Annotated in this window: 2 protein-coding genes; one reads left to right on the top strand and one right to left on the bottom strand. The window is 63.5% G+C overall.

All coding sequences use genetic code 11. From position 1 onward, the window contains the following. The first annotated feature begins 61 nt into the window (after window positions 1-61). Window positions 62-430 (top strand): TrbC/VirB2 family protein, encoded by a 369-nt coding sequence (locus VGD20_RS06135; RefSeq protein WP_331133606.1) that lies wholly within the window; start codon window positions 62-64, stop codon window positions 428-430. A gap of 74 nt (window positions 431-504) precedes the next feature. On the opposite strand, the gene VGD20_RS06130 is transcribed toward VGD20_RS06135, so the two are convergent. Then, entirely contained in the window at window positions 505-3,222 is a 2,718-nt protein-coding gene (locus tag VGD20_RS06130) for a TonB-dependent receptor (RefSeq protein WP_331133605.1), read from the bottom strand. Between the last annotated feature and the right edge of the window lie 126 nt (window positions 3,223-3,348).

The raw sequence follows: 3,348 nt of genomic DNA, 5'->3' as shown, positions 1-3,348 counted from the left end.
AAAGCTTGCCGGGCCTTATCCTTGTGTCTATTTCCGCCTAAAGCCCCGCCAACGGATCGCCATGCATATACCGACGACCTCGCTCACCGACCCGCCCGCGAACAGCCCGGTCGCCGATGGCATCACATGGGTCCAGGGCGTGGCGCTGGGATCGACCGCGACGACGGTCGCTGTCCTCGCGGTTGCGACGTTCGGGATTCTGATGCTGTCGGGGCGGCTCGAACTGCGACGCGGTATCGCGGTGGTGATCGGCTGCTTCATATTGTTCGGGGCGTCCGCAATCGCTGCGGCGCTGACGGGTTTTGGTGGATCGGGCGCAGCTATTAAGCCGCCCCCCGCTACCGACATCAGGCCACCGTTGCAAACTCCGGCCCCGCCGACGCCAGCCTATGACCCTTATGCGGGGGCGTCGGTTCCCAGCGCGCGCTAGGTCAGCGCGCGAGACACAGGGCTTTCCACTACCGTAACCCGCATCTTTACAATCAGGTTGCCGCCGAAACGCCATCAGAAGCTCGCGCGCACCCCGAAGCTGATCCGGCGGCCCGATTCCTCGAGCGTCAGGATACGTTCCTGATAAGCCGAATAGCTTCGCGATCTCTTGTTGCCGATGTTCACTGCCTCGGCAAAGATCGAGACATTGTCGGTCACCGCAAAGCTGCCCGACAGGTCGATCTGGCCATAGCCGTTGACATTCTCTGGCTGGCCCTCGGACCCGAAAGTGCGGCGCAGGAAACCTTCGCGCCAGTTGTATGCGACGCGAAGCTGCACCGGTCCCTTTTCGTAAAAGGCGACGAGGTTCGCCGAGTCCGACAGGCCTTCGACGTTGAACACCTGCGCCGACAGGCTGGGGTCGAAGGTTACCGAGCTTTCGACCTTGGTATAGTTGGCCGAGAAGCCGAAACCGTCGAAGGGCGATGGCAGAAAATCGAGCGTCGCCTGCGCCGCGACTTCGAAGCCATAGACCTCGGCCGACTGCGCGTTGGTCGGACGCGTGTCGAAGAAGTCGTAGCCGAGGATCTCGCGCGGCTGGGTCACCAGCGAGACGAAATTGTCGACTTTCTTGTAGAAGCCCGCGATGCTCGCATAGCTCGACCGGCTGAAATAATAGTCGAGCCCGACGTCGGCGTTCCATGCGAGATAGGGCTTCAACGCCGGATTTCCGCCCGACACGAAGAAGGACGCCGGCGGGCGAAGGTTGTACGATTCATTCAGTCCGAGGCTGGTCAGCGTGGGCCGCGTCAGCGTCCGCGACCCGGCAAGGCGGGCGACCAGCTGATCGGTGATGTTGAGCCGCGCGCTGAGCGACGGCAGAAAATAATTATAGTCGTTCTTCGCGCTGACCGCGACCGGATCGCTCAGCTCATAGTCGAGAAAGGTCGCGTCGCCCGGGATTGCGGTCAGGCTTAGCAATTGTTGCGAAAAACCTTTCGCGTCGAGCCTGGTATAGACCCAGCGCCCGCCGATCGCCGCGGTCCACGGCATATTGCCGGCATCGCCCTCGAACTCGGCCTGCAGATAGGCAGCGAAGCTCTTTTCGCGCACCGATCCCGACGCCTGCGGATTGAACACGCCCCGATATCCGCCGCCGTTCGCCGCGAGCGCGGCGCGGAAGCCCGCCGGGTTGTTCGCCTGCGCGATCGCCGCATCGGTCGTGTAATAGGCGAGCAAGGCCTCGGGATCGAAGGTCAGCCATTTGGTCGGCAGGTTCGGGCTGCCGAGGAAAGTCTTGCCGCCGCTGTCGAATATCTGCGTCAGATTGGCGGGCAGCGTGACATTGTAACCGCAATAGCCGCAGAAAACCGCGCCGGGCGTTTCATAGGCGTCGGTAACCTTCTTGCGCCGTGACGCGAGCACTCCGAATTTGAGCGCGCTCAGCGTCCCGTCAAACTCCTGCGTGCCGTCGACGCGCAGTTGCAGCACATCGTCAGAAATGTCCTCGCCCGCCAGCCGCGCAAAGTGACCGCGCGCGCGCGCGACGTCGGTCGTCGGGAAGACGTTGGTGTAGGCGGGGGTCGACTGGTCGGCCTGCAGGTCCCACGTCGGGTTGAGCCCGGTGTTGCGCGCGCCGATCACGATCACCGGCACCCCGTCGCGGCCGTCGTTGGTCGCACGCGACCAGGACAGATCGGTGACGATCGTCGTGCGGTCCGAAGGCGTCCATTCGATGTTGCCCGCGATCTGGAAGGTGCGCGCATCGCGCGGCGGCAACGCACTGATCGTGTTGTCGGTGGCGAGGCTTCCCGTATTGCTGCGTACATAATGGGTCAGCGTGCCATTTTCGTTCGCGGTCGCCGAGATGATGTCGGCGGGGTCGGAGAAATAGCCCATCGCATTGGTGATCGAGTTCACCTTGTATTGCGAATAAAGCCCGTCGAGCTTGATCGAGACGGTGTCCGAGGGACGGAAATCGATCGCCAGCGTTCCGCCGATCCGCTCGCGCGTGCTGGTATCGACCGCCTGCCCCGTGCCGCGGTCGACCGCGACGCCGGCGAGGTCGACGGTGCCGTCCTTGTCGAAATCGAGGTTCTGGTTGACCACCCAGCCGTCGGTGCTGAAGCGCTTCACGCGCGACTTACGCTTGTCATATACGAGGCTGCCGAGAATGCCGAAGCTGTCGTCGGCGTTGCTCCAGCTCGCGAGCGCGGTCGCGGTCGGGGTCACCTTGTCCGACCCGCTGTCATATTTGCCGCCGAGGCTGCCTGCGGCGAAGAAACCCGAACGGTCGGTCGGGCGCGCGGTGCGGATATTGACGGTCGAACCGATGCCGCCGTCCTGCAGCGTCGCCGACGACGATTTATAGACATCTGCGCCCGAGATCAGCTCGGAAGGCAGGATGTCGAAGCTGAATTCGCGTCCGTCATTGTCGGTCGCGAGCACGCGGCCGTTGAGCAGCACCGTGTTGAATTCGGGGCCGAAGCCGCGAACGGTGATGAAGCGCCCCTCGCCTTGGCTGCGGTCGATCGAGACGCCGGGAACGCGCTGCAGCGATTCCGCGACATTCTGGTCGGGGAATTTGCCGATATCCTCAGCCGAGATCGAGTCGACGACGCCGACGGCTTCGCGCTTGATGTCGAGCGCGCGCTCGAGGCTGGCGCGCGTACCCGTGACGACGATGTCGTCGTTCGGCGTTTCGGCGATATCGCTCTGGGCATGCGCGGGCATGCTCACGGCAAAGCCCGCTCCCGCCATCAGCGATACGATGAAGGCTTTCCTTCCGGTCATAATCTATCCCCTCCTTGGTCGTTGTTCGGCCGGCCTTCGCCGGCGCATGGTCATTTCGTCGCGGGCGTCAGCCGGATCGTCCCGCCGCCATTGGGCGCCAGCTTCAATGTCACGACATCGCCGCGT

Source organism: Sphingopyxis sp., assembly GCF_036402335.1.
In the GTDB taxonomy this organism is placed as follows: domain Bacteria; phylum Pseudomonadota; class Alphaproteobacteria; order Sphingomonadales; family Sphingomonadaceae; genus Sphingopyxis.
The sequence above is the reverse complement of the archived record's forward strand: the minus strand, read 5'-3'. Positions and strand labels throughout refer to the sequence as shown.

Excerpts from the sequence above, each read along its gene's own strand:
- VGD20_RS06130 (WP_331133605.1), bottom strand. The coding sequence starts at position 3,222 with ATGACCGGAAGGAAAGCCTTCATCGTATCGCTGATGGCGGGAGCGGGC.
- VGD20_RS06135 (WP_331133606.1), top strand. The coding sequence starts at position 62 with ATGCATATACCGACGACCTCGCTCACCGACCCGCCCGCGAACAGCCCG.